The 25398-nt window shown below is 40.7% G+C and carries 24 protein-coding genes, 12 tRNA genes and 1 rRNA gene; 1 reads left to right on the forward strand and 36 read right to left on the reverse strand.

The features are described from left to right. Window position 1: 1 nt before the first annotated feature. The 5 genes from rsmA to QM460_RS07160 all read right to left on the reverse strand — a co-directional run bounded on the left by rsmA (window position 2) and on the right by QM460_RS07160 (window position 4593). Complete coding sequence (rsmA, locus tag QM460_RS07140) at window positions 2-874, reverse strand: 16S rRNA (adenine(1518)-N(6)/adenine(1519)-N(6))-dimethyltransferase RsmA (RefSeq protein WP_414289655.1); 873 nt, start codon at window positions 872-874, stop codon at window positions 2-4. Window positions 875-893: 19 nt separating this feature from the next. After that, entirely contained in the window at window positions 894-1607 is a 714-nt protein-coding gene (locus tag QM460_RS07145; protein WP_414289656.1) for a dimethyladenosine transferase, read from the reverse strand. An 89-nt stretch (window positions 1608-1696) separates the two neighbouring features. Then, window positions 1697-3124 carry an SseB family protein gene (locus QM460_RS07150; protein WP_414289657.1) on the reverse strand — a complete coding sequence of 476 codons (1428 nt, stop codon included), beginning with the start codon at window positions 3122-3124 and terminating at the stop codon, window positions 1697-1699. 132 nt (window positions 3125-3256) lie between these two features. Then, on the reverse strand, window positions 3257-3820 hold the full coding sequence (rnmV, locus tag QM460_RS07155) for a ribonuclease M5 (protein ID WP_223140191.1): 564 nt from the start codon (window positions 3818-3820) through the stop codon (window positions 3257-3259). Continuing rightward, entirely contained in the window at window positions 3817-4593 is a 777-nt protein-coding gene (locus QM460_RS07160) for a TatD family hydrolase (RefSeq protein ID WP_414289658.1), read from the reverse strand. The genes rnmV and QM460_RS07160 overlap by 4 nt, the downstream gene beginning before the upstream one ends. 154 nt (window positions 4594-4747) lie before the next feature. On the opposite strand from QM460_RS07160, the gene QM460_RS07165 reads away from it, so the two are divergent. Next, window positions 4748-6592 carry an APC family permease gene (locus QM460_RS07165; RefSeq protein WP_414289659.1) on the forward strand — a complete coding sequence of 615 codons (1845 nt, stop codon included), beginning with the start codon at window positions 4748-4750 and terminating at the stop codon, window positions 6590-6592. Window positions 6593-6774: 182 nt separating this feature from the next. Here the strand turns inward: QM460_RS07165 and rpmH are convergent, their stop codons facing one another. From rpmH to rrf, 31 genes are all read right to left on the reverse strand, one after another. Further along, on the reverse strand, window positions 6775-6909 hold the full coding sequence (rpmH, locus tag QM460_RS07170) for a 50S ribosomal protein L34 (protein WP_000831905.1): 135 nt from the start codon (window positions 6907-6909) through the stop codon (window positions 6775-6777). Window positions 6910-7053: 144 nt separating this feature from the next. Then, window positions 7054-8268 (reverse strand): pyridoxal phosphate-dependent aminotransferase, encoded by a 1215-nt coding sequence (locus QM460_RS07175; RefSeq protein WP_045762715.1) that lies wholly within the window; start codon window positions 8266-8268, stop codon window positions 7054-7056. 591 nt (window positions 8269-8859) lie between these two features. Beyond that, entirely contained in the window at window positions 8860-10320 is a 1461-nt protein-coding gene (gene gltX, locus QM460_RS07180) for a glutamate--tRNA ligase (protein ID WP_414289660.1), read from the reverse strand. A 130-nt stretch (window positions 10321-10450) separates the two neighbouring features. Further along, entirely contained in the window at window positions 10451-11800 is a 1350-nt protein-coding gene (locus QM460_RS07185) for a glucose-6-phosphate isomerase (RefSeq protein ID WP_000018249.1), read from the reverse strand. 169 nt (window positions 11801-11969) lie between these two features. Then, window positions 11970-12659, reverse strand: a complete 690-nt coding sequence (locus QM460_RS07190) for a gamma-glutamyl-gamma-aminobutyrate hydrolase family protein (protein ID WP_045614750.1) — start codon at window positions 12657-12659, stop codon at window positions 11970-11972. Between the two features lie 288 nt (window positions 12660-12947). Next, window positions 12948-14714 (reverse strand): ABC transporter ATP-binding protein, encoded by a 1767-nt coding sequence (locus tag QM460_RS07195; RefSeq protein WP_414289661.1) that lies wholly within the window; start codon window positions 14712-14714, stop codon window positions 12948-12950. A 1-nt stretch (window position 14715) separates the two neighbouring features. Continuing rightward, window positions 14716-16422 carry an ABC transporter ATP-binding protein gene (locus tag QM460_RS07200; protein ID WP_414289662.1) on the reverse strand — a complete coding sequence of 569 codons (1707 nt, stop codon included), beginning with the start codon at window positions 16420-16422 and terminating at the stop codon, window positions 14716-14718. Window positions 16423-16613: 191 nt separating this feature from the next. Next, window positions 16614-17315: a histidine phosphatase family protein gene (locus QM460_RS07205; RefSeq protein ID WP_414289663.1), complete on the reverse strand. Its 702-nt coding sequence runs from the start codon at window positions 17313-17315 to the stop codon at window positions 16614-16616. A gap of 109 nt (window positions 17316-17424) precedes the next feature. Next, on the reverse strand, window positions 17425-17859 hold the full coding sequence (comGG, locus tag QM460_RS07210) for a competence type IV pilus minor pilin ComGG (protein WP_414289664.1): 435 nt from the start codon (window positions 17857-17859) through the stop codon (window positions 17425-17427). Then, the gene (comGF, locus tag QM460_RS07215) at window positions 17837-18298 is read right to left on the reverse strand and encodes a competence type IV pilus minor pilin ComGF (protein WP_414289665.1); all 462 of its coding nucleotides are present in this window, start codon (window positions 18296-18298) and stop codon (window positions 17837-17839) included. Before comGF ends, comGG begins: the two co-directional genes overlap by 23 nt. Next, on the reverse strand, window positions 18261-18563 hold the full coding sequence (comGE, locus tag QM460_RS07220) for a competence type IV pilus minor pilin ComGE (protein WP_414289666.1): 303 nt from the start codon (window positions 18561-18563) through the stop codon (window positions 18261-18263). The genes comGF and comGE overlap by 38 nt, the downstream gene beginning before the upstream one ends. Further along, window positions 18526-18960, reverse strand: a complete 435-nt coding sequence (comGD, locus tag QM460_RS07225) for a competence type IV pilus minor pilin ComGD (RefSeq protein ID WP_414289667.1) — start codon at window positions 18958-18960, stop codon at window positions 18526-18528. Before comGD ends, comGE begins: the two co-directional genes overlap by 38 nt. After that, window positions 18923-19246 (reverse strand): competence type IV pilus major pilin ComGC, encoded by a 324-nt coding sequence (gene comGC, locus QM460_RS07230; protein ID WP_414289668.1) that lies wholly within the window; start codon window positions 19244-19246, stop codon window positions 18923-18925. The genes comGD and comGC overlap by 38 nt, the downstream gene beginning before the upstream one ends. After that, window positions 19247-20290, reverse strand: coding sequence for a competence type IV pilus assembly protein ComGB (gene comGB / locus QM460_RS07235; protein WP_414289669.1), 1044 nt, complete (start codon window positions 20288-20290; stop codon window positions 19247-19249). Beyond that, window positions 20211-21152, reverse strand: coding sequence for a competence type IV pilus ATPase ComGA (gene comGA / locus QM460_RS07240; RefSeq protein WP_414289670.1), 942 nt, complete (start codon window positions 21150-21152; stop codon window positions 20211-20213). Before comGA ends, comGB begins: the two co-directional genes overlap by 80 nt. A 58-nt stretch (window positions 21153-21210) precedes the next feature. After that, on the reverse strand, window positions 21211-21588 hold the full coding sequence (locus QM460_RS07245; protein WP_007555701.1) for a DUF1033 family protein: 378 nt from the start codon (window positions 21586-21588) through the stop codon (window positions 21211-21213). A gap of 137 nt (window positions 21589-21725) precedes the next feature. Next, on the reverse strand, window positions 21726-22784 hold the full coding sequence (locus QM460_RS07250) for a zinc-dependent alcohol dehydrogenase family protein (RefSeq protein ID WP_000649456.1): 1059 nt from the start codon (window positions 22782-22784) through the stop codon (window positions 21726-21728). A gap of 139 nt (window positions 22785-22923) precedes the next feature. Next, complete coding sequence (gene nagA / locus QM460_RS07255; protein ID WP_414289671.1) at window positions 22924-24075, reverse strand: N-acetylglucosamine-6-phosphate deacetylase; 1152 nt, start codon at window positions 24073-24075, stop codon at window positions 22924-22926. Window positions 24076-24233: 158 nt separating this feature from the next. After that, window positions 24234-24317 (reverse strand) — tRNA-Leu (locus QM460_RS07260). A gap of 9 nt (window positions 24318-24326) precedes the next feature. Continuing rightward, window positions 24327-24398: transfer RNA gene (locus QM460_RS07265), tRNA-Gln, on the reverse strand. Window positions 24399-24411: 13 nt separating this feature from the next. After that, a tRNA-His gene (locus QM460_RS07270) sits at window positions 24412-24484 on the reverse strand. 13 nt (window positions 24485-24497) lie between these two features. Next, window positions 24498-24568, reverse strand: a tRNA-Trp gene (locus tag QM460_RS07275). Window positions 24569-24579: 11 nt separating this feature from the next. Beyond that, a tRNA-Tyr gene (locus QM460_RS07280) sits at window positions 24580-24660 on the reverse strand. 12 nt (window positions 24661-24672) lie between these two features. Then, window positions 24673-24745: transfer RNA gene (locus QM460_RS07285), tRNA-Phe, on the reverse strand. A 3-nt stretch (window positions 24746-24748) separates the two neighbouring features. Continuing rightward, window positions 24749-24822: transfer RNA gene (locus QM460_RS07290), tRNA-Met, on the reverse strand. A 10-nt stretch (window positions 24823-24832) separates the two neighbouring features. Continuing rightward, a tRNA-Ser gene (locus QM460_RS07295) sits at window positions 24833-24922 on the reverse strand. A gap of 6 nt (window positions 24923-24928) precedes the next feature. Further along, window positions 24929-25000: transfer RNA gene (locus tag QM460_RS07300), tRNA-Glu, on the reverse strand. A 9-nt stretch (window positions 25001-25009) separates the two neighbouring features. Next, window positions 25010-25083 (reverse strand) — tRNA-Ile (locus tag QM460_RS07305). A gap of 36 nt (window positions 25084-25119) precedes the next feature. After that, window positions 25120-25190: transfer RNA gene (locus QM460_RS07310), tRNA-Gly, on the reverse strand. 5 nt (window positions 25191-25195) lie between these two features. Continuing rightward, window positions 25196-25268: transfer RNA gene (locus QM460_RS07315), tRNA-Val, on the reverse strand. Between the two features lie 4 nt (window positions 25269-25272). Next, window positions 25273-25388, reverse strand: a 5S ribosomal RNA gene (gene rrf, locus QM460_RS07320). Between the last annotated feature and the right edge of the window lie 10 nt (window positions 25389-25398).

Genomic DNA, 25398 nt, shown 5'->3' on the forward strand with positions numbered 1-25398 from the left:
CTTAGAGTCCTTGTCCTTTAAGCGCATCTGCTAGACTAGCAAATTCTTCTAGGCCAAGAGCTTCTCCTCGTACACTTGGGGATAGTCCGGCCTGGTCCAAAGCCTTAGTCAATTTATCCTTGACTTCTTCAGTCTTTCCAAAGTAACCTGTCAAGTTATTCCACAAGGTTTTACGACGATGGGTGAAACTAGCCTTGGAAACCTTAAAGAATAAGTTCTCATCTTTTACTGCTACAGCCGGTTCTGGACGACGTACCATTTTTAGGATAGCCGAGTCAACATTTGGTGCTGGCACAAAGACCGTACGAGGTACAATAAAGGCAACCTTAGCTGTCATGTAATACTGAACGGCAATCGACAAGCTACCGTAAGCCTTGGTATTTGGCTTAGCAGAGATACGATCCGCCACTTCTCTTTGCATCATGACCACAAACTCACTAAAAGGAATGCCACTTTCAATCAAGTGCATGAGAATAGGTGTCGTGATATAGTAAGGCAAGTTGGCTACTACCTTGATTGGCAAGTCAGGATTTTTGAAATTCTGGATATGTTGCGCTAGGTCAACTTTTAGAATGTCCTCGTTGACTACGGTCACATTGTCAAAATCACGTAAGGTATCCTCTAGGATTGGTACCAAGCGGTGATCAATCTCAAAAGCCATGACTTGAGCTGCACGCTCAGCCAAAAATTCCGTCAAGGCACCAATCCCTGGCCCGATCTCAATGACATTGACCTGGTCATCAATCTCAGCCGTATCCACAATTTTTTGAAGGATATTGGTATCCGTCAGGAAATTTTGCCCGAAGGATTTTTTAAAGGTAAAACCGTGACGCTCCAGCACTGCCTTGGTCACGCTATAATCTGCAATTCTCATTTATTCTCTTTTCTATTTATTAGCTAAAAATAATATATAAAACCCACATAATTCCTAGTGCCAACAAAATCCAAAACACTAAAAGAACACGAGGCTTGTTCCCTTTTGAATCAGATCCAGTCATATCAAGCACTTTCTTATCTTCTTGGGGGTTCATTTTCTTCAGTTCATCCTGATAGGCAACCGAATCTAGAATATTGTCTTCTGGCAATAATTCTGAAGCATAATAATCAGGAAAGCCCATAGCAAGACCAATTAAGTTCTTTTCTGTCAAAGAAAAATCTAAATCTTTGGGTTGATTTCCCCGAATAGCTCGTATATTTTTTAACAGTTTATCAGAAACAACAGACACTTGGTCCATAAAAACAACATCTAAAAGATCAAATCCGAGCACATCACCATCTTTTACGTTTGCAAGAATATAACGGACAAAGGAATCATATAGTTGCACGGATTGTGGGGCATTCTCTTCTAAAAAAGATCGGTTTTTGAGGGCATTCTGCTGGAATTTTTCAATAGAAAGCAAGATATCTACATTCTGCTCTTGGTAAAATCTTTCTGCTTGCTCTTCATCTTCTTCCAGTTTTTCTGCTGTTTCCCAGAGAGCAATCGGAGCTTTTAAATCTTCTTCATCCCAAAATAATTGCCAAAAATAGGGTATTGTGTAAATTCCCTCTGTTAGAATACGAGCTTCATCTCCGTTTTTTAAGTAAATATAAGTTCTATTTGCCATATCATTTCCTTTCACAATCTTTGAAAAAGGTTAGTGGTTCAAGTAGGATGTAGATAAAACTATATAGTTTCCCAATGTAAAGAAACTCTCTAATCTTTAGCTCTGCCTTCTAGTTCCTCACTGAGCTTTTGCATCTCTTTAAAAGCTGTTAGGCTAACATAGGCACCCGCTTCATAGTATTCCGTTGGATTAATGGCATAGTCAAAAACTTCAATCATGCCTCCTGCTTCTTCAATCATGCCATTCCATTTTTCATCAAAGACCATTCGCAGACGTTTCCAATCAGTAAATACAGGCACAGAATTTCGCCCATCTTTTCCTTCTTTAACTGGAATGTTGAAACTAGAATCTTTTTCTAAAACGAAGGAATTTCCTTCCTGACTATCGCCCTTAAATTCCGAAGCCGCATCTAGAGGAATTAGGAATTTAGCTTTCGGCATAGCTTCTGAAAAGAACTTATAATAGAGCCTATAAATTACTTCTTCATCTTCTGTCGTCGGGCTATCCAATTGTCCCATCAACAACATCCATCTTACTAGGTCAGGATTCATTACAGGAACTTGTATTTCTGGTAAATCAGAAAAATCTGGTTTTTGGACTAAGGCTGAAGCACTGATGCTGACTTCCTTGGAATTAAAGATTGCTCCCAAGGCACCATTTAAGTAAAAGGCTGTTCCAAGGAAATTCTCAATCCCTTTTTTATCTTCCGTATTTTCAATCAGTTTTACGACAGAGTTTGGTCGACTATCAATGGTTTCCTTGAATTGGCGATACCAAGATGGCGTCAAAAGCATGATCATGGGATCCGTACAGAGATACCCCTCTTCTCCCCTGTCATAGGTCGTTGAGAAAAGATAGGGTTCGCCTGTTTTTTCTGAGAAAACTGCATAAACTGAATCTGCTGCTAACAACTTATCCTTGACAATTTCTGCTAGACGCTCCAACTTGCGGGTGTTAGCTTGATAGCTTTCTTCACTTTCAGTTTCCTGATTTTGACGGCATTTCCATAAAAAGAGACGTAAAATTTCTACGCTATCATCAAGGCTAGCTGCCAAATAGTCTTCATTTGTTAACTGCCCCTCTTGGATGGCTACAAAAGCACGATAAAGAGCATCTGAATAGCTAGATAATTTTTGCTCTTCATCAACACCTGAACTAAAGAGCACGCTTCCCTTTTTCAGTTTATCCAAAGAAGGAATCCTATCAACCACTAGATGCACGAGAACTTCATCAGTAAGACTATCTGCATCTTTGTTTTGACTGCTGAGTTTTTTAACCTCTACACTACCAAGACTTTCCATTCCTTGGTCGGGATTGCAAAATTGCAACTGATCCCCAACATTCAGACTACCTTCTAAACTCCCAACAATCAATAATTGATTCGTTTCCTTCATCGAGAACAAATCTAGAACACCAATACATGCATTGTTTTTAGATTCTTCTGTTTCTTTCTGTGCTTCAGTGATTTCAGCTGCCTCTGCAGTTTCCGTCTTTTTTAAAAAATCAAAGATTCCCATAACTTCTCCTCATTATCTCCAAGCAAGACTAATCCCGTGGAGCACTTTTCTAATGCTTGCTATCAAGCCTGATTAAACCGTATATGCTTACTTCTATTGTATCATATTCCCCCTACATTTTGGGACGGATTCTCAATTCTCATACGATTTCATGGCATCTTCAACTTCAGCTAAACTGACACCAAACAATTCCAAACGCTTGAGGAGCTGTTTGCCATTGGAATAACCAATACGAAGGCTTTCTCCTAGATATTCTCTGCGTTTTCGGCTGTCTGCTCCAGCTAGAAACCCTAATCGAATCAAGTCACTACGGCTAATGTCAAAGTCACTTTCTGCTTCAAACTGCTCTGTGACTTGTTCCAGCGCTGTTTTTAGATCTTCATAGCTTGCGTGTTCAATCCCCAGAGAACGTCCCTTGGTCTTGGACTTAGGAACTGCCTCATCACGTTTGAGAAAAGCGTGTTGCACTGATGGAACAGCCGTCATAATCATCCGACGGATTCGTTCCCCATTAAAGTCAGGATCTGTAAAGACAATCACCCCATGACGTTGGTGTAGACGTTGGATACGCTCAAGGTCCTGCTCATTGATAGCGGAGCCACGAGTCTCATAGGTCTCCACATCAAAATAACGTTTGAGATTGGCCGTATCATCACGCCCTTCGACTACGATGACTTGGGAAATTTTCTTTTTCATAATTTACTTTCCAGTCCAAAGATTCGTTCTGCATTGGCACTTGTCGCAGCAGCTATTTCTTCTGCCGTCACGCCACGCAAGTCTGCAATAAAGTCCACTACATAGCGCGTGTAAGCTGTCTTGTTTTCGCGACCACGCTTGGGTACTGGGGCTAAATAAGGCGCATCTGTCTCTACTAAAATCTTATCCAAAGGCAATTCTTTGGCTGCTTCCTGGATATCTGTTGCCTTCTTGAAAGTTACCACTCCAGAAAAGGAAATGGTCATACCTAACTCCACAAACTTTTCAGCCCATTCCAGAGAACCTGAGAAGGAGTGCATGATGCCACCACGGGGACCGACTCCCTCACTTTTGATAATTTCATAGGTATCTTCGAGCGCATCACGGGTGTGAACTACAAAAGGTAAGTCCAATTCCTTTGATAGCTGAATCTGACGACGGAAAACCTTCTCTTGCACTTCTTTAGGCGCTGTCATCCAGTGATAGTCCAAACCAATCTCACCTAGGGCAACAACTTTTGGATGCTTTAGTTTTTCTAGCAAGTAATTCTCAATATCCTCTGTATAATCTCCTGCTTCTGTAGGATGCCATCCAATAGTCGCATAGAGTTGGTCATATTCTTCCACCAACTCTAGGGCACGCTCAATAGTCGGTTTGTCAAAACCAACAATATTCATCCGAGTCACACCCATTTCAGCTGCTAATGCTATTTCTTCTGCTTCTCTTCCTGAAAATTCTTCCACATTCAAGTGGGTATGTGTATCAAAAATCATTTATATTTCCTCGTTTTTTCTACCTTCTATTATACCAAAAAACTGCTCTCATCCTTATAGGAAAAAATATTTTAAAATCACTCACTTTTTCTTGACGACTTATTTTCATAGCAGTATAATAGCTCTTGTTGAAAATTTTAAAAAAGGAAAGAAAATGTTTACAAAACTTAAATATACCTTTATCGGTCGTCCTCTCAAGTCCTTAACTGAAGGCGAAGGAGGGCTACTTGGAAAAACACAGGCACTTGCCATGCTATCAAGCGATGCCCTTTCATCTATCGCCTATGGACCTGAGCAGGTCGTCCTTGTCTTGGCTAGCCTATCTCCGCTTGCTATTTGGTGGAGTCTTCCTATCGGCATTTTTGTCCTCTTGCTACTTGCTAGTCTAACCATTTCTTACCGACAAATCATTCACGCCTACCCTCAAGGTGGGGGTGCCTATATGGTAACACGAGAAAATCTTTCTCCTGAGCTCGGTTTGATTGCCGGTGGAAGCTTGCTTGTTGACTATATGCTAACAGTAGCCGTATCCGTGGCCGCAGGGGCTGATGCTATCACAGCAGCACTTCCTACTCTCCATCCCTACAACCTCCACATCTCCATTTTTTTGGTCTGTTTACTCATGCTTTTGAATCTGCGAGGCTTGAGGGAATCTGCTAGTTCTCTGATGATCCCTGTCTATCTCTTTATCTTTAGCACGGCCTTCCTCTTATTGTTTGGTATCTTCCAACTATTGACTGGTTCTCTCAGCTATCATGCGACTTCTGCAATTGGTCAAACTGTCCCGAGTCTCTCAATCGTCCTGATTTTAAGAGCCTTTACCAGCGGTTCAGCTTCATTAACCGGGGTTGAAGCCATCTCAAATGCTGTTCCATTTTTCAAGACCCCCAAAGAGAAAAACGCAGCTCAGACATTGACCATCATGTCTCTGATTCTTGGATTTCTCTTTGCAGGAATTACCTTCCTTAACTACTGGATGGGGATTACTCCTCAACACGGAGAAACAATCCTCTCACAAATGGCTAAAGGGATTTTAGGGGATTCAGCTCTCGGTCAGATTGTTTATTATCTATTCCAATTTTCAACTGCCCTAATCCTAGCCGTTGCTGCAAATACTGGTTTTTCTGCCTTCCCAATGTTGGCTTACAATATGGCTAAAAACAAGTACATGCCCCATCTTTTTATGGAAAAAGGAGATCGCCTAGGTTACTCAAACGGTATCCTAACCTTGGCCTTTGGCGCTATGATCCTTCTGCTCATTTTTAACGGAAATACAGAACGCTTGATTCCTCTCTATACTATCGGAGTCTTCGTCCCCTTTGCCCTTTCTCAAACAGGGATGATTCGCCACTGGAAAAAAGAAAAAGGCTCTCATTTCTTAAAGTCTGCCTTCGCAAATATCCTCGGTGCCATCATTTGTTATGCTATCGTTCTTATCTTACTCTTCTTCAGACTTGGAGATATCTGGCCCTTCTTCCCAATTATCCTAGTCTTAACCTTCCTCTTTTTGTCTATCCACAGTCATTACCAAAAAGTGGCCAAACAGCTTCGACTTTATGAAGGAATTCAAAAGAAAACCTACGATGGCAATGTCGTCCTTGTCTTAGTGGGAAATGTTACCAGAGTCAGCGTTGGTGCTATTAACTACGCTCAAAGCATTGGAGATGAAGTTTTGGCCATGCACATTTCCACCAAGGAAACGGAGGAAAAAGACCAAGAAATCCTCCAAGAATTTGCCGACTACTTCCCAAATATCACTCTAAAAAACATTAATACTAGCTATCGAGATATCATCACTCCTACAGTTCGCTATGTTCGAAAAATCTCTCAAGAAGCTAAGAAAAAGAACTACACGGTTACAGTTCTAGTACCCCAATTTATCCCTAACAAACCTTGGCAAAATATCCTACACAATCAAATGAGCCTCAAATTAAAATATGCTCTCAGATGGCACGAAGATGTCGTCGTTGCTAGCTACTCTTATCATTTGAAAGAATAAAGAAAAGCTCAAAATCAGAAATTCACCTTCTGATTTTGAGCTTTTTTCTATATACTGTCTTTCCAATACATCTGCTGAAGTTTTTATTCTAAAAAAGGTATTTTAGAAAATTCACTTTTTTAGGCAACAGAAAAGCCAGTAGACTCGAGTTCCTACTGACTTCTTTGTTGAATTCGTTTGGATTATGCAGCCAAAACTTTGCGTCCTTTACGACGACGAGCTGCCAATACGCGACGACCGTTTTTAGTTGACATACGGTTACGGAATCCGTGTTTGCGCGCACGACGTAGTTTACTTGGTTGATAAGTACGTTTCACGATGAATACCTCCTCATAGATTTTGTATTCGTTTAGCCGGCTATAAAGTGATCAGTTACTAAACATACTTTACTATTCTATCTGATTCTTTCGCATTTGTCAATAGCTCTGACAAATGTTTCCAGCTTTTTTGCTATGAAAGCCTTATCTACGATACTGCTTCAAGAAACGTGTCATCTTTTCTTGGATTTGGGCTAACTCATCTACGCGTGGCAGATAAACGATACGGAAGTGATCTGGTTCTTTCCAGTTAAAGCCTCGTCCGTGAACCAAAAGTACTTTTTCTTGTTTCAAGAAATCAAGGACAAACTGTTCATCATCATCGATACGGTACATATTGCGGTCAATTTTAGGGAAGATATAAAGACCCGCTTTAGGTTTAACCGCAGACAAACCTGGGATATCTTGAATGGCATTATAAATGAAGTTTCTTTGCTCGTAGATACGACCACCTGGCAAGAGTAATTCGTCCACCGATTGGTGACCACCGAGTGAAGTTTGAACAACCTGTTGAGCCAAGACGTTGGAACAAAGACGCATGTTTGAAAGCATGTTGAGACCTTCAATATAGCCCTTTACATGATGTTTAGGTCCAGACAAGACCATCCAACCCACACGGAAACCAGCGATACGGTGAGATTTAGACAGACCATTCATGCTGACACAGAAAAGGTCTGGAGCCAAACTAGCAACTGGTGTGTGGACATTGCCATCCATAACCATACGGTCGTAGATTTCATCCGCAAAGATAATCAAGTCATTTTGACGAGCAATCTCAATGATATCTAGTAAGAGTTCTTTGGGATAGAGGGCTCCCGTTGGATTATTTGGATTGATCAAAACGATAGCCTTAGTATTTGAACTAATCTTAGACTTAATGTCATCTAGGTCTGGATACCATTCAGCTTCTTCATCACAGACGTAGTGAACGGCATTTCCTCCAGCCAAGCTAACTGCAGCTGTCCAAAGTGGGTAGTCAGGCATTGGAACCAAGACTTCATCGCCATTGTCCAAGAGACCTTGCATGGACATAACAATTAGCTCACTAACACCATTTCCAAGATAGATATCATCAATACCTACATTTGGGAATTTTTTGAGCTGACAGTACTGCATAATAGCTTTGCGGGCTGAAAAGATACCTTTTGAATCTGAATAACCTTCACTATCACGCGCATTCATAATCAAATCATGGATAACCTCATCAGGTGCTGTAAAGCCAAACTCAGCTGGGTTCCCTGTATTCAAACGGAGGATTTTTTCTCCATTTGCTCGCATACGCATGGCTTCCTCAAGAACTGGTCCACGAATATCATAAGCCACATGCTCTAATTTGATTGATTTGTTAAATTCTTTCATTTGATTTCCTCAATTCATCAGGATAGTTAATATTATACCACTTGATAGAAAAATCGTAAATCGCCCACTACTATTCCACAAAAAAACCTTGCTTAACGCAAGGTAAACAGAGCAAGGTCGATTTCTTTCTATTTTGGGGAGAAGAAAGAGAAAAATATGCACCTCTAGTAAGATATACATCTAAATCTAAAGTCTCGCATATAAACTTCGAATCGAAAACGAAGGCATCGTTATGGATGATAGTTGCATGAACTCATGAATTTCTTCCTGTGTCCAGCAAAACGCAAAGAAAAAATAAGTCGACTCAACAAACAACATAGACGATGACTGGGCTAATTCGAGTCTGTTTGTAAAGAATTTTACCATATCACTGACTTCTTTCCCTTGCCCTGTCACTTAGTATTATACACTAAAACTTTTGCATTTTCAAATAAGTATATATAAAAATTGCTTTTTTTAAAAGGGATTCCTAAAAGTATCCTTTATCATACATTTAAGAGATTTTACTATGTTCATAAAAAAGAGAGAACCATGTGATTCTCTCAGTTTTTACTTCTACAAATATCTAGAACGAAATTTAATTTCGTAAGATTATTTCGCAATTTCAGCCAACATTTTTTCAATGTGTTGGATTGATTTTTCACGACCAAGCAAGTAAATAGTATCTGGTAATTCAGGACCATGCATTTCACCTGAAACGGCGATACGGATTGGCATGAAGAGGTTCTTCCCTTTGATACCTGTTTCTTTTTGGACTGCTTTGATTTGTGGGAAGATATTTTCTACCACAAACTCGTCATCTGACATAGCTTCAAGTTTTGCTTTGAAGGCTTCAAGTACCGTTGGCACTGTTTCACCAGCCATGACTTCTCGTTCAGCTTCTGTCAATTCTGGGAAGTCTGAGAAGAAGAGGTCTGTCAATGGAACGATTTCGTCCACTGACTTCATTTGTGGTTTGTAGAGTTCCACCAATTTTTCAGCCTTATCTGTCAAGCGTCCTGCTGCTTCGAGGAATGGTTTGGCCATTTCAAAGATAGTCTCAAGGTCCGCATTCTTGATGTAGTCATTGCTCATCCAGTCAAGTTTCTTCTGGTCGAAGGCTGCTGGAGACTTGCTGAGGCGGTTTTCGTCAAAAAGTTTAATGAGTTCTTCACGAGAGAAGATTTCATCTTCCCCACCAGGGTTCCAGCCAAGAAGAGCGATAAAGTTAAAGACTGCTTCTGGCAGGTAGCCCTTCTTACGGTAGTCTTCGATAAATTGAAGTGTATTGGTATCACGTTTAGACAACTTCTTACCAGTTTCAGAGTTGATAATCAAGGTCATATGACCGAACTCTGGAGCTTCCCAACCAAGAGCTTCATAGACCATGAGCTGTTTTGGTGTGTTAGCAATGTGGTCGTCTCCACGAATAACGTGAGAGATTTGCATATCGTGGTCATCAATTACAACGGCAAAGTTGTAAGTTGGGTAGCCATCTTTCTTTTGGATAACCCAGTCACCACCGATATTGCCACCTTCAAATTCGATATCGCCTTTAACCATATCATGCCATTTGTAGATACCAGATTCATTAACAGCCAAACGAACCGTTGGGATGATTCCTGCTGCTTCACGTTCCGCGATATAAGCTGCTTTTTCTTCTTCGCTCATGCCAAGGTATTCATTGATGTAGCGAGGTGTTTCACCGGCTGCTTCTTGGCGTTCACGTTCAGCTGCCAACTCTTCTTCAGTGACGTAAGATTTGTAGGCTTTCCCTTCAGCAAGCAATTGGTCGATATATTTTTGATAGAGTTCCAAACGCTCTGATTGGCGGTAGTTTTCATGAGTCTCTGGACTTTCATCCCAATCCATGCCCAACCAACGAAGGTTTTCAAGCTGTGAACGTTCTCCATCTTCGACGTGGCGCTTACGGTCAGTATCCTCGATACGGATGATAAAAGTTCCACCATGGTGGCGTGCATACAAGTAGTTAAACAATGCTGTACGGGCATTTCCGATGTGTAGTAGTCCTGTTGGACTTGGTGCATAACGCACACGAATATCTTTTGACATATCTTCTCCTATAAAGTCTCTAGGCGTCTGCCTTTTTGCTCTCTATATTATATCACAAGTCGTGCCAGAGTCCAATTTCTCTTTTCGAGAAATAGAAAAAAGAGTGGTAAAACCACTCTTTTCAGCTCTATTATAGACGAGCGTTGAGTTCTTTGCTCAATTCTTCAAATCCTGGTTTACCAAGAAGGGCAAACATGTTACGTTTGTATGCTTCAACACCTGGTTGGTCAAATGGGTTAATCGCATTCAAGTAACCTGAAAGGGCGATAGCCAATTCGAAGAAGTAGATTGTGTAACCAAGAGTGAAGGCATCTTGCTCAGGAAGAGTTACGTACATGTTTGGTACGTCACCATCTGTGTGGGCAAGAAGAACACCGTCAGTTGCTTTTTTATTAACGAAGTCAACGTCTTTTCCTTGAAGGTATCCAAGTCCATCAAGATCTTCTTCCAAAGTAGGGATGATCACGTTCTTACGAGGTTTGTCCACACGGACAACTGTTTCAAACATGATACGAGTTCCTTCTTGGATAAATTGACCCAATGAGTGCAAGTCTGTTGAGAAGTTAGCTGAAGTTGGGTAAATACCTTTTTGGTCTTTCCCTTCTGACTCACCAGCCAATTGTTTCCACCATTCTGAGAAGTATTGAAGTGATGGCTCGTAGTTTACCAAGATTTCAGTAGCATATCCTTTACGGTAAAGGATGTTACGAACCGCAGCGTATTGGTAAGCTTCGTTTTCTGAAAGTTTGTCTGATGTGTAATCTTTACGAGCAGCATTCGCACCTTCCATAAGGGCTTTGATATCTGCACCTGATGCAGCGATTGGAAGCAAGCCAACTGCTGTCAATACTGAGAAGCGTCCACCGATATCATCTGGAACTACAAAAGTTTCCCAACCGTTAGCATCTGCTTCAACTTTAACAGCACCTTTTTGGCGGTCAGTAGTTGCGTAGATACGTTTGTTAGCTTCTTCTTGACCGTATTTCTTAACCAAGAGTTCTTTGAAGACACGGAAAGCGATGGCTGGTTCAGTTGTTGTACCTGATTTAGAAATCACGTTTACTGAGAAGTCTTTATCTGAAACATACTCTACCAAGTCAGCAAGGTAAGTAGATGAGATTGAGTTTCCAGCGTAAAGGATTTGTGGTGCTTTACGTTCTTCTTTGGTTTGCAAGTTTGCAAAATGGTGGTTCAAGAAGTCAATGGCTGCTTTAGCTCCAAGGTATGATCCACCGATACCGATAACAACCAAAACATCGCTGTCTGATTTGATTTGTTCAGCAGCTTTCAAGATGCGGTCAAATTCTTCGCGGTCGTAGTTTTCAGGAAGGTCCAACCAACCCAAGAAGTCGCTACCAGCACCAGTTCCTTTACGGATCAATTCGTCTGCTGCTGTAACTTGTGCTTGCATGTACTCCACTTCATGTGGTGCAACAAATTTGTCTAATACTTTTGAATAATCAAATTTAATATGTGACATAGTATTCCTCCAAAATTTCTTCCTTTCTATCATAACGCTTACTAACAATTTTTTCAAGTTTTTATACTAAAAATTTCCAATTTTTATCACAATTCAAACGTTTGCGTAAAAACGCAACTCTATAAATATTCGTAAACAACGAATAAAAAAACGACTAAATTTCTAGTCGTTACAATTCATTCAATAAATACTCAAATAACTCTAAGTTGCCATCTTCTTCATTGACCAAGAATTCTGGATGCCACTGGAGACCAATAATACGGTGTTCGTCGATAGATTCGATTGCTTCAACAGTTTGATCACGTGGATCTACTGCTGTTACGCGGAAATTTGGAGCTAAGTCTTTAATGCTCTGACGGTGCACTGAATTAACTTGACTTTCTTTACCAAATAATTTAGACACTACACTGCCATCAACTGTCTCAATAGAATGTGAAGTCCCAAAAGGTAGGCCTTGCCAATGACCTTCAATCTCCTGATTGAGCGTACCGCCAAAGGCAACGTTAACCAGTTGAACACCACGGCAAATGGCTAAAATTGGTTTGTTCTGACGTAGAGCCTCTTGTAGAAGGGCCAACTCAAACTCATCGCGTGCTAGATTATAGTCATCACTATCAATCGTTTTTTCCTCACCATAAAACTGAGGATGAACATTTTGTCCTCCAGTCAAGATAAGCTTGTCAATCATTTCTACGTAGTCGTGAACAACTGACTCATCACCAACTGGAATCACCAAAGGAAGTCCGCCAACCTGACGAATACTCTCAGCGAATTTACAAGAGACTGATGAATGAATATTTTTTCCTTCTGCGTCCACAGGACATAGATTTGCTGCAACTCCAACAACCGTTCTTGCCATTACTGATTTCCTTTCGTTTTCCATTGATAATCTTATCTTACCATCCTTCCCCACACCTGTCTAATATGTTTTTTTAAAGTCCGTGATAAAATTTTTTTATCAGAAAAAGTTGCCCAAAATTAGGACAACTTTTTTGCTTATACTCAATGAAAATCAAAGAGCAAACTAGGAAGCTAGCCGCAGGTTGCTCAAAACACAGTTTTGAGGTTGTGGATAGAACTGACGAAGTCAGTAACACATATACGGCAAGGGGACGCTGACGTGGTTTGAAGAGATTTTCGAAGAGTATTATTCAAAGACAAATTGATTATGGTAAAGTTCGGAGTAAAAGCCTCCAAGCTTGAGTAATTCGTGATGATTTCCTTGTTCGATAACCTCACCATCCTTAAGGACAATAATCTGATCGGCATTGAGAATGGTTTTTAAGCGGTGAGCAATCACAAAACTAGTTCTTCCTGCCACAATAGCTTCCATGGCATTTTGAATCTTACTTTCTGTTACAGTATCAACGTTTGATGTTGCCTCATCCAAGATTAAGACCTGTGGATCTGTCATCAAGGTACGAGCGATGGAAATCAACTGCTTCTGACCAGTCGAGAAGACGCTCTGGTCATCATTAATCAAGGTATCATACTTATCTGGTAGACTTTCGATATATTCATGGATATGCGTAGCCTTGGCTGCTGCTTCTACGATTTCCTGACTGGCATCTGGTACACCAAATCGAATATTGTCTCGAATGGTTCCACTAAATAAAACAGAATCCTGTAAAACAATTCCTACCTTACTTCGCAAACTATCCAAATCAAATTCTCGGATATCTGTTCCATCAAAGCTGATACTACCTGCATCCACATCATAAAAACGATTGATGAGATTCATGATGGTTGTTTTCCCTGAACCTGTCGGACCAACTACCGCAATCATTTTCCCTTTTGGAGCTGAGATGCTGACATCTTTCAAAATGGGTTTTCCTGGCAGGTAGGAGAAGTCTACGTTACGAATCTCCACACCCTCTTTTAATTCGTTAAAGATTGGAGCATCTTGAGGACGAATTTCTTCTTCTGCATCAAACATTTCTTGGATACGGTCTGCACCTGTAAAGGCCAGTTGCAAACTTCCCCAACTCGCCGCTAATTGGATAATGGGCTGGTAATACTGTTGCGAAAACTGAGTAAACATGACAATCAAACCAAGTGCAGTTGCTGTCTCGATGTTCTTATCATTCAGTAAGACAGCTGAACCAACAAAAATAACTACTGCTGTATTGACCAAGCTCATCCCGTTCATGACAGGGAAAAGAATTCCTGAGAACATTCTTCCCTTGAAAGTGGCTTTTCGAACCCGTTCATTCTGCTCGACAAAACCAGCAATCACATCTTCTTGAATGCCTTGAACAATAACGGCTTTTTGTCCAGAGATACTCTCATCCATATAAGCATTGAGCTTCCCAACTTCCTTTTGTTGGAGGTTTGTATATTTCCGCGCTAGCTTTAAGATAAAGAAGACCATGATAACAGCAATCGGAGTGCTGGCAATTGTAATCAAAGCCAAGGTAACATTTTTTGCGAACATGACAATCAGCAAGCCAATATAAAGGGCAATATTGGTCATGACAGACACAAGGCTTTCATTAAAAGCTTGGAGAATATTATCCAAATCACTAGTAAAACGTGACAGGATATCACCATCTTGATGGCGGTCAAAGAAAGAAACTGTCAAGCGAGAAAGCTTGCCAAAAAGTCCCTTACGCATCTCATTTGTCGATTCGGCAATAATGCGGCTCATCAAGACCATATAGATGAGACTAGAAACTACTAAAACAATCAAAATATAGGCAAGATTGATTAGGAGTCCCAATAGACTTTGCCAAACCATATCTGGATTTCCATTTTGATAGGCTATAACCAAATTAGCCAACTCTGTGACTGTTTGACCTGCAAATACTGGAAAGAGGGCTTGTGCTACCGTTGCAATGATAATCATAGCAATGACAACGATAAAGGATATCTTGTAAACTTTAAAATAGTTCCAAAAAAATTCAAATGTCTTCATCCTACTCCTCCTTTCCTTTTTGCGTTTCGTAAATTTCACGATAAACTGGGTTTGTTGCAACCAACTCAGCATGTTTACCTTGACCAATCAATCGCCCTTGGTCAAGCACTAAAATTTTATCAGCATGAACAACAGAGCTAATCTTTTGCGCAATGATAATCGTAGTCGTCCCCTTCAAATCCTTGTTGAGAGCTTCTTGGACCAAACGTTCTGATTTGGCATCAAGGGCAGAAGTTGAATCATCGAAAATCAAGATACGAGGATTGCTGACAATCCCACGCGCAATGGACATTCTTTGTTTTTGTCCACCAGAAAAGTTAGTTCCACGTTCCTCAACCGGACTTTCAAAAGCCAATTCCATGCGACTAATAAATTCACTCGCCTGGGCAATACGAGCTGCGCGTTCCATTTCTGAAACTGTCGCATCTCCCTTTCCTTGTCTGAGATTATCTGCGATGGTTCCACTAAAGAGAATGGCTCTTTGTAGGACGATAGAGACAGTCTTGCGAAGCGTCCCTTCACTAACTGTACGAATGTCCTTTCCGCCAATTTTGATCGAACCTTGCTGAGGATCAAACAGTCGTGGAATCAACTGAGCCAAGGTTGATTTCCCTGCACCAGTTGCTCCGACAACCCCAACCATCTCACCAGCTGCAATATCGAAAGATACATCTTTTAGGATAGGTTCTTCATCGTTTGGATAGGTGAAGGTTACATTTTCAAAACTGAGACTTCCTTCCAATTCTTCATCTTCTACATCCTTGAAGGTCATAGCCGGTTCTGTATCCAGGATTTCGCGAATACGACGGAGCGAAATCATGGCACGAGTAACTGAGTTCCCCAAAAATCCAACCATAACGATAGTAAAGATAATCTGACTCAGATAGTTCACAAAGGAAGCAATGGAACCAACGACTGATGGATCTGACTCTGCCATACCTGCTACAAGCCAGATTGAGAGAAAAACAGCCCCATACGAAATTAACATCATTGCAGGTTGTATAACAGAAAAGGCATAACCAATATAAAGGTTTTCTCCCAATAATTCATCTGACACCTGCGTAAACTTATCAAACTGATCTTTTTCTCTTACAAAAGACTTAACCACGCGCACACCACGCAAATTTTCTTTAGCAATGGCATTGATACGCTCTAGTAAGGTCTGGAACTTTGAAAAGCGTGGTCCCACCACTCCCATCATAAAACCCATTATGACAACAATCAGAACGACCATGAGAACCAGCACCCACCATAGAGAAGGTAGGGTGACAACTGCTAGAATAAAGGAACCGATAAACAAAAGTGGTAGTCGAAAGAGAATTTGGAAGGTCATCATGACTACGTTTTGAATCTGGTTGATGTCATTGGTCATACGAACAACAAGATTCCCTGCGTTAAATTCCTCAATATTGGCGTATGAAAAAGTTTGAATCTTACGAAAGGCATCTTCCCGTAAGTCTGACGAGACTCCTTGAGCAATGTAGGCGGCTAGCACAACATTGATGCCACCTGCAATCAAACCAATCAAGGCAACAAGGATTAACCAAAAACCAATATGATAAATAGCTTCATTATCACCTGTTAGCAGTGCCTCTAAAACTTTCTGCAAATAACGTGGTTGCAAGAGTGAACTCGTTACCATTAGACCTGTCATAATTAAGGAAGCTAAAGCCTGCCATTTATAGGCTTTTATTTTCTGAAACAGCATATTTCCCCCTTCTAAGATAGACAAAAGGGAACGACAACTCTGTCAGTCCCTTATTATGCTTTCATGTTGATGCTATTCTAACAAAAAAGAATGCTATTGTCAAAGCACTCAACTCTTACAAGCTTGTGCAATGACGACATCAGCATTCTATTGAATCATCTAAAACATCTTCTAATTTAAGTAGAGAATTTTTATTGTTCTGAACTAGCTTGCTCTTCTAGTTTAGCTCGTCCAATTTCACGGTAGCTACGGTCGCCAACAATCTTGACTGAGAACTGACCATCTTGGTACTCGAGAATCGTCACACTTCCATTATCAAGGCCATGCGGATGCATTCCGTTGATTAAATAAACAATGGTTCCAATAGTCATTCCATGGCTGACTACGAGGGCATTCCCTCCCCCATTAGCTTCCATTTCCTTGGCAATGGCTTCAAAGCCTTCCCAGATACGACCACTTAGTTTTTCCCAGCCTTCAGCCCAACCTGCTGTGTCTACTTCTACCAGACCTTCAGCTAGCTCAGCATAGGACAAACGATGCACATGATCGACATTAAAAATACGAGGAATGATCCCCATAAAAAGGTCTCCATCATAAGCACCATCAAAACTACCAAAGCACCATTCACGGATTCGCTTATCCATACGATAAGGAATTTGCCCTGTTAAACCTAGTTCCTCAAGGATAATTCCCATAGTCTGAATAGTCCGCCCAGAGTCGCTTGAATAAGCACGTTCAAAGGTTAAACCTGACTCACGCAAGCCAATCCCCAATTCATGAATGCCTCGTTCCCCTTCAGCTGTCAGTGGAGTATCACTCCAACCTTGAGCACGCCCAATCGTATTAAACATTGTTTTTCCATGACGCACTAGATACAATTTTACACTTGACATATTCCGTCCTCCATATGTATCTATTATAGCATGATTTCAGACAAAAACCTTGTCCTAACCCACTGAGTCCAACATCACCACTTAAACTAGATTTTACAAATCTGATAATCTATGTCTTATCATTCTTAGAAGGAGCAACTTTAGATGGCTCGGTGGCCTCTTTTTTAACCTCTTCTTTTTTCTTCTCGCTTTCTTCTTTTGACTTTTTTTCTGTTTTCTTCGTCTTATCGTCGGTCTTTTTCAAAGGTGGAAAACGAAATTCAAATTGATTTTTCCCAGTGTCAACAATCGCTGTAAATTCCTTTTGGTCATTACGATAAGTTGCCTTTCCTGCATTAAATGACTGCTGACCACTCTCATAACCAGCTTTTTCATAGGTTCTCTTAGCCATTGCAAAGGCAAGAAGTTTTTCTTTATTGAGGGCATAATCCTGATGATGAGCCACTTGTCGATTTAGATAAAACTGTAACAAGAGACTAAAAATTCCAGCAATAGTAACCGCGTAAAGGAGAACTCCAGCCCTAACTTTTTTCTTTTTCCACACGATAGATGAACTCCCTCTCTAGTCCCTTTTCAAACTGAAAATTAAAATGGACATTTTGCCCGTTTTGGTAAATATGAGCTGATTTCAGACCGTAAACCATCGGCTGGTAGCCACGTCCACTGGCATCTGTTTTTCGAAAATCATTTGACTTTGATTTTCCCATGGAAATGGGGTTCCCATCCTGTTTGAGGTAAAGTCTATCATTCTCCACTTTTTCAAATTGGGCTCGATTCAGCTCTGCTTCCAGCTGATCCACAAATAAGAGCCATTCTTTTTGCTCACTTTTCTGCTGGTAGCGAACTTCTGAAACCAAGAGTTGGCTCATAGATTGAAAAAGAAGCAAACTCCCACTAATCACAAGAAGAGCAACCAGGGATTCTAAAAGAGTAAACGCTCTGACTCTACTTATCTTGAATCGCCAGTAATTTTTCAGTTCCATGATACACCTCCAAACCTCGCTCATTCGAGACAACATGAACTGTAAGCCCATTGACCGTCAACTGCTTTTGTCCAGTCTGCAAAGCCATACGAGCCACACGCAAAACTTCTTCCTGTTCTAAGAGTCTTGCTTCCTGTCGTCTACTTTCTTGAATCTGCCCTAACAAGAGGGTTGCAATACTGGCAAAAATAGCTAGTGAAATCACTGCCTCCAGTAAAATAAGCGCCTTAATTTTTTGCTTCTTGAATACGTTTAATCTTTCCATTTCCTAGATATAGTTGGTAGCGAACTATTTCTTTCCTTGTTTGAAATCTCACACTTGCAAGAGACGAATTTCCTCCAGCCTTATCAAAGGTGATTGACTGATTGGACTGTAGTTGAATCCCTTTTGGAATGGCTAATTTCTGATAGCCATTTCCAATACTTCTCTCTTCCAAAATTAAGTTGATCTTCTGCTGACTAGCCAGACTTCGCTTCTGAGTTTCCCGATAAAGTTCCTCAAACTCCATAAAGAAAATTTGCTCTTCCAAAGCTGCAAAAGTTGATTGAACTGAACTTGACAAACCCAAGGCTAACAGACTGACTATCCCTAAGACCAATAGACTTTCTAACATAGTAAAAGCCCTAATCCGCAACTGTTTGACTTGTCTTTTGTTTTGCATGGTATTCCTTATAGGCTTTTGCTTGCTCAGCAGTGATGCGTCCATCTGCCTGAAGTTTACTTAGACTAGCATCCTCATTTTTATCTAGAGTATAGAGTTCAGCTTGGCTTTCTACCACCTTGACGACTGCTGCTTTACCCTTGTCATTGACTGCATCCTTTTGCTTAGTTAGGTTTGGCACAAACAGTAAGAGTAGAACACTAATGATGAGCAATACGACTAACATTTCTACCAGTGTGAACCCTTTTACCTTGGCTTCTTTTAATTTCATCAACATTTTTTTCATCTAAAAATTTACCTCCATATTTTGATACATAGGCAACAACATGGCTGCGTACAATAAAACGATTAGCAGAGCTACAAAAATAAAGACCAGTGGTTGAACTAAGTTCATCGTACGATTAACTCGGGTAAAGAAGGATTCCCACGTTTTTTCCGCATAGATTTCCAATTCGCTTCCCAACTTGGACTTGACCTCTCCATATTCAATGATTAGTCCCAATTCTCTTCTAAAGAAGGGATAATTTTGAACAGCTTTGGAAAATTCATGCCCATGTTGCAAGGACAGGGATAAATCATGCCCTATCTCTTTAAAAAGTAGATTCCCTTGCTCCTGCATCATCTGGAAAATCTGTGCCAACTCTAAACCTTGTCCAATCATATTTCCCCATTCTCGAGCATAATAGGCAGTTAGATAATACTGAACAAACACACCTAGAAAGGGGATTCTAGCTAGAAAAGAAAAGACTTGTATCTTCCTAGATTTTCTGTAGAAGACCAATCCCGTTAAAGATGCTAGACCTAACGCTAGAACAATCCCAAGAAAAATTTGTGGTAGATTACTAATCACTAAGGTAGCTATGTTACTACTATCCAGTTGGGGCAAGAGATAATTTCGCAACCCCAACATAATGAGCAGTAAGAAAGCTAACAAAATGATTGGATAGGTCGCAACTTCGATTAACTTTTTCTTGACCTTAGCAAGATTATCTAGATACTCTTCAATTTTCCCTAAACTCAAATGAAGATTCCCATGAACTTCAGCCAAGGAAAGTTGCGTGACAATTGAACTTGAAAAACCTAAAGTCCCCATCATTTCCGAGAAGGATTTTCCCTGTGAGAGTCCTAGTCGCATCTGCGCTACATATTCCTTTTCCAACAAGAGACTTCTATCTAAAAAGGAAATGATTTCTACCAGATGAAAACCACTGGAAAATAAATTGTTAAAGAGAGTGATGATTTTCTTCTGCTTACTGGTAGCTAATTTTCTCCGTTTCAGCTTGGAGGGCAGTGATATGTCCGTCTTTAAGAAGCTGGTCAATTTGCCCATTCCACTTTCCTGCCTGGTGTTCTTGGTAATTTTTGTTTGCAAAATCAATAATTCCTCCTCCTGCGATTAGTCTCTGGTAACAAACACCTTGTAAAACAACTGCAAGTTCATCTTCACTAACACCAAGTTCTAAGAGGCGCTCATAAACCCCACGAACACTCTTGGCATGGATTGTCGAGAATACCGTGGCACCTGTCAGACTAGCTCGTACAACGGCACGGGCTGTTTCACTATCTCGAATTTCTCCAATGATTAAAAGATCTGGACGATGTCGTAGGGAAAGTTTTATCAAGTTCTCATAGCTAAGTCCGATAGCTTCATTGAGCTGTAATTGTAGCATCTCTTCCTGCTTAATTTCTACTGGATCTTCAATGGACATGACCTGCTGTCCCTTAAACAATGACTTGGCTAATTCATGCATCAAAGTAGTTTTGCCACTTCCTACGGGGCCTGCAAAAAGATAAAGTCCGCGTTGCCTAAAGCCCTTTTCCAGTTCTATAAGGTCCTGAAACCAGAAGCGCAACTCTTGTTCTTGATCATGCAAAAGGCGAATAACTAGACTCTCATGGCCACGATAATCTCCCACCGTCGATAAACGTAATGAAGAAACCTTGTCTCCATGCTGATAATCACAGGAACCAAGCTGACTACGGCGTTTTTCTCCAACGTTCATCCCCGCAACAAATTTAAAGTGACTAATGACAGCCCCCAACTTTTCAAAGTCATAGGTGTTAATCAAATGTCTCTCATCTCCAACTCGCATATGTAGCTCATAAATCTTTTCTTTAGGAACAAAATAGATGTCCTGAGCTCCTTGTTTTTTGGCCAGTGTAATCAATTCTTGTGCAAGTGTTTGTACCATATCTTCCTCCTCATTCTTATTATTCGAAGAAAATATAAAAAAAGAAGAAACAACTTCATTAAAAAGTTGTTTCTTCTTTTTTTATGCGACAAGTACGGTGGATTTCTAAACCAGTCTGCTTTTCGTAACCAGGTCTAAATTTTTCATCAGGAATGACTTGACCATCTTCCAACAAAGCCAAGGAATGATATTGCTGAAGGAATTCATCGCATTCTTCACACCAGCGTTTATCTTCTGGATCCCAAAAAATAGTCATCAAGTCTCCTCTACTTTTGTAAAGGGGAATTTCCTTTTCTAACTCAAACCAACAAGACTTATAATATTTCAAGGCGTCATAATAGTTATCAAATTTTTTACTCGCAATGACGTCGTCTTCCCAGCCTTCTATAAACCACCACGGTTCAAAATCTCCGTACATTTTTATAACTCGATACATAGTTTAACTTCCTTTGTACCGTATATTATAGCGAAATTTTGAGAACAATGAAAGAATTTTGCTCATTTTCACGAATTATATAACATTTTCAAATAATCCAGATATTCAAAAACGAATAACTGGATTTAAAAACAAGATTAACCTTCTGAAATATCGTTTTCAATAATCACTTTAATCGCATGATGATCGGCGGCCTTACTAAATACTTCATAGGCCTTTTCTATTTCACTAAGTTTGAAATAATGAGTTACCAATTTTTCAGGTTCAATTTTATGACTTTCTAAGGCCTTCAAAAGCTGAGGAGTTGTATTGGTAGAAACCAATCCAGTAGTTACGTTAATGTTCCGAATCCAAAGAGTGTCCAAATCAAACTGAACTGGTTTACCATGCACACCACAGTTGGCTACTGTTCCGTCTACACCGATAATCTTTTGACAGAGATCAAACGTTGCAGGAATTCCTACCGCCTCAATAGCGACATCTACACCTCGACCATCTGTCAAATCATAAATTTCTTGAATTGCTTTTTCAGGGTCTGAAGAATTAATCTTATGAGTAGCACCGAAAGAAACTGCAGTATCCAAGCGATTATCGTCTAGGTCCACCATAATCAATTTAGCTGGAGAATAGAATTGTGCCGTCAAGAGAGCTGCCAATCCAACTGGCCCTGAACCAACGATAGCTACACTACAACCAGGCTCAACTTTCCCTTTTAAGACACCAATTTCATAGCCAGTTGGCAAGATATCAGATAACATCACCAAAGCTTCATCAGACAAGTCAGCTGGAGTATGATAAAGAGTATTATCAGCATGAGGCACACGAAGATATTCTGCTTGCATACCGTCAATCAAATGTCCAAAAATCCATCCACCTTCGTCTTCACAGTGGGCATAGATTCCTTTTTTACAATAGTAACACTTGCCACATGCACAAACGCAAGAAATCAAAACCTTATCACCCTTTTTGAAGTTTGAAACTCCTGCTCCGACTTCTTCTACAATACCAATTCCTTCATGTCCTAGGATAGTTCCACTCTTACAAGCAGGAACATCGCCTTTAATAATATGAAGGTCTGTACCACAAATAGTAGTCTTAACGATACGCACAATAGCATCTGTTGGCTTGCGAATAACTGGTTTGTCTACATCAACAAATGACGCAAGGCCTGGTTTAACGTAAGTATAAGCTTTCATAAGCAATCCTCCGCTTTTTTATTTGTATTATTTATATCATAATTGTAAGCCTTTCCAATACAAAAATCAAGTAATTTGTGAAAGAAATAACAAATTTATTTAAAAAAAGAAGAAACGAAAATCGTTTCTACTTTTTAGATTATGCTTGATAACGTTTTTCACCATCTAGATAAGTTGCTACTAATTCCAAATCTTTATCTAACACGATAAAGTCTGCATCGTAGCCTTCACGAATTTGTCCACAGACGTCATCGATATGAACTGATTTAGCTGGGTTCAGACTAGCCATCATGACTGCTTCATGAGGATTTGCAATTCCCCACTCAACAACATTTTTCAAACCATCTTTAAGTTTGAGAATGGAACCTGCCAAGTTACCTGTAGATTTAAGACGAGCAGTCCCATTTGCAACTACAACTGGAAATTCACCTAACATATAATCGCCATCTTGCAAACCACCTGCTGTCATACAGTCAGTGATAAGGGCAATATTTTCAGTTCCTTTTTGTTTAAGAAGAATTTCGCAAGCCTTAGGATCCACGTGATGACCATCACAAATCAATTCTGCATAAGTGTGTGGTAACTCATACATGGCACCAACCATACCAAGTTCGCGGTGTGTTAAACCACGCATTCCATTATAGGCATGAACCCAAACACTAGCCCCGGCATCAACAGCTTTTTTAGCTTCATCAAAGGTAGCATTAGAGTGACCAAGAGCAACAGTTACACCTTCACCAGTAATAGTACGTACAAAGTCCTCAACCCCATCACGTTCAGGTGCAAGAGCAATTTTATTAAGAAGACCATTAGCAGCCTTCTGCCATGCACGAAACTCATCCATACGAGGATCTTTCATGTAAGCAGGGTTTTGAGCTCCTTTAAATTCCTCAGTAAAATATGGCCCTTCAAAATAGATACCACGAATCTTAGCACCAGATGCTTCTTGATAGCGTGCACCAATGTTTTCAGTAACAGCCAGCAATTGTTCGTATGATGAAGTTAGTGTAGTTGGTAGGAAACTAGTAACACCTGTGCTAAGAAGACCTTCACTCATCGTATGAAGAGTCCCTTCAATATTATTATCCATGACATCCACACCACCAAAACCATGAATGTGTGTATCAACAAGACCAGGTGCGATGCTATAACCAGAATAATCTAAAATTTCAGCATCCTCAGAAATATCTTCAACATGCTTACCAAATTTACCATCAATAAGTTCCAAATAACCTCCACGACGAATACCATGTGGATAGAAAAATTGATCAGCTTTAATATACTTAGGCATAATGATAACCCCCTTAAGAAATAATCTAGTATTTATTATGTCAATTACATTATAAACCTTTCAAAACAATTTGTAAATGGTATAGACCTTTTTTAGTGAAATTTTAATAAATTGTTCAACAAAAAAGACAAGGTCCGAAAACCTTGTCTTTATTACTATACCGGCGGCCGGGGTCGAACCGGCACGTCCTTGCGGACACTGGATTTTGAGTCCAGCGCGTCTGCCAATTCCGCCACGCCGGCAAATAGTAACTGGGGTAGCTGGATTCGAACCAACGCATGAGGGAGTCAAAGTCCCTTGCCTTACCGCTTGGCTATACCCCAATAATATAAAATAGGCGAGTGATGGGGATCGAACCCACGCATGCCAGAGCCACAATCTGGTGTGTTAACCACTTCACCACACCCGCCATAATTTTAAAACACGGGCAGTAGGAATTGAACCCACACTGAAGGTTTTGGAGACCTTAGTTCTACCTTTAAACTATGCCCGTAGTTAAGGTTATGGAAGGGGAGGGATTCGAACCCCCGAACCCGAAGGAGCGGATTTACAGTCCGCCGCGTTTAGCCTCTTCGCTACCCTTCCAAAATATTTAAATGGCGCGAGACGGAATCGAACCGCCGACACATGGAGCTTCAATCCATTGCTCTACCAACTGAGCTACCGAGCCTTATTGCGGGAGCAGGATTTGAACCTACGACCTTCGGGTTATGAGCCCGACGAGCTACCGAGCTGCTCCATCCCGCGTTAATAATAAAGGAGGATGTGGGATTCGAACCCACGCACGCTTTTACACGCCTGACGGTTTTCAAGACCGTTCCCTTCAGCCGGACTTGGGTAATCCTCCAATAAATAGTCCGTACGGGATTCGAACCCGTGTTACCGCCGTGAAAAGGCGGTGTCTTAACCCCTTGACCAACGGACCATATTTCAATGGGCACGAGTGGACTCGAACCACCGACCTCACGCTTATCAGGCGTGCGCTCTAACCACCTGAGCTACGCGCCCAAGTTAAACAACTTGGTAAATGAACTAAATGTTCAAAGCGGGTGACGAGAATCGAACTCGCGACAACAGCTTGGAAGGCTGTAGTTTTACCACTAAACTACACCCGCTAAAATGGGAGTTAACGGGATCGAACCGCTGACCCTCTGCTTGTAAGGCAGATGCTCTCCCAGCTGAGCTAAACTCCCTTTAGCTAAGCGACTTCCTTATCTCACAGGGGGCAACCCCCAACTACTTCCGGCGTTCTAGGGCTTAACTTCTGTGTTCGGCATGGGTACAGGTGTATCTCCTAGGCTATCGTCACTTAACTTTGAGTAA

The organism is Streptococcus infantis (assembly GCF_047464415.1).
In the GTDB taxonomy this organism is placed as follows: domain Bacteria; phylum Bacillota; class Bacilli; order Lactobacillales; family Streptococcaceae; genus Streptococcus; species Streptococcus infantis_AE.

Excerpts from the sequence above, each read along its gene's own strand:
- rsmA (WP_414289655.1), bottom strand. The coding sequence starts at position 874 with ATGAGAATTGCAGATTATAGCGTGACCAAGGCAGTGCTGGAGCGTCAC.
- QM460_RS07145 (WP_414289656.1), bottom strand. The coding sequence starts at position 1,607 with ATGGCAAATAGAACTTATATTTACTTAAAAAACGGAGATGAAGCTCGT.
- QM460_RS07150 (WP_414289657.1), bottom strand. The coding sequence starts at position 3,124 with ATGGGAATCTTTGATTTTTTAAAAAAGACGGAAACTGCAGAGGCAGCT.
- rnmV (WP_223140191.1), bottom strand. The coding sequence starts at position 3,820 with ATGAAAAAGAAAATTTCCCAAGTCATCGTAGTCGAAGGGCGTGATGAT.
- QM460_RS07160 (WP_414289658.1), bottom strand. The coding sequence starts at position 4,593 with ATGATTTTTGATACACATACCCACTTGAATGTGGAAGAATTTTCAGGA.
- QM460_RS07165 (WP_414289659.1), top strand. The coding sequence starts at position 4,748 with ATGTTTACAAAACTTAAATATACCTTTATCGGTCGTCCTCTCAAGTCC.
- QM460_RS07175 (WP_045762715.1), bottom strand. The coding sequence starts at position 8,268 with ATGAAAGAATTTAACAAATCAATCAAATTAGAGCATGTGGCTTATGAT.
- gltX (WP_414289660.1), bottom strand. The coding sequence starts at position 10,320 with ATGTCAAAAGATATTCGTGTGCGTTATGCACCAAGTCCAACAGGACTA.
- QM460_RS07185 (WP_000018249.1), bottom strand. The coding sequence starts at position 11,800 with ATGTCACATATTAAATTTGATTATTCAAAAGTATTAGACAAATTTGTT.
- QM460_RS07190 (WP_045614750.1), bottom strand. The coding sequence starts at position 12,659 with ATGGCAAGAACGGTTGTTGGAGTTGCAGCAAATCTATGTCCTGTGGAC.
- QM460_RS07195 (WP_414289661.1), bottom strand. The coding sequence starts at position 14,714 with ATGAAGACATTTGAATTTTTTTGGAACTATTTTAAAGTTTACAAGATA.
- QM460_RS07200 (WP_414289662.1), bottom strand. The coding sequence starts at position 16,422 with ATGCTGTTTCAGAAAATAAAAGCCTATAAATGGCAGGCTTTAGCTTCC.
- QM460_RS07205 (WP_414289663.1), bottom strand. The coding sequence starts at position 17,315 with ATGTCAAGTGTAAAATTGTATCTAGTGCGTCATGGAAAAACAATGTTT.
- comGF (WP_414289665.1), bottom strand. The coding sequence starts at position 18,298 with ATGGAACTGAAAAATTACTGGCGATTCAAGATAAGTAGAGTCAGAGCG.
- comGE (WP_414289666.1), bottom strand. The coding sequence starts at position 18,563 with ATGGAAAGATTAAACGTATTCAAGAAGCAAAAAATTAAGGCGCTTATT.
- comGD (WP_414289667.1), bottom strand. The coding sequence starts at position 18,960 with ATGCAAAACAAAAGACAAGTCAAACAGTTGCGGATTAGGGCTTTTACT.
- comGC (WP_414289668.1), bottom strand. The coding sequence starts at position 19,246 with ATGAAAAAAATGTTGATGAAATTAAAAGAAGCCAAGGTAAAAGGGTTC.
- comGB (WP_414289669.1), bottom strand. The coding sequence starts at position 20,290 with ATGGGCAAATTGACCAGCTTCTTAAAGACGGACATATCACTGCCCTCC.
- comGA (WP_414289670.1), bottom strand. The coding sequence starts at position 21,152 with ATGGTACAAACACTTGCACAAGAATTGATTACACTGGCCAAAAAACAA.
- QM460_RS07245 (WP_007555701.1), bottom strand. The coding sequence starts at position 21,588 with ATGTATCGAGTTATAAAAATGTACGGAGATTTTGAACCGTGGTGGTTT.
- QM460_RS07250 (WP_000649456.1), bottom strand. The coding sequence starts at position 22,784 with ATGAAAGCTTATACTTACGTTAAACCAGGCCTTGCGTCATTTGTTGAT.
- nagA (WP_414289671.1), bottom strand. The coding sequence starts at position 24,075 with ATGCCTAAGTATATTAAAGCTGATCAATTTTTCTATCCACATGGTATT.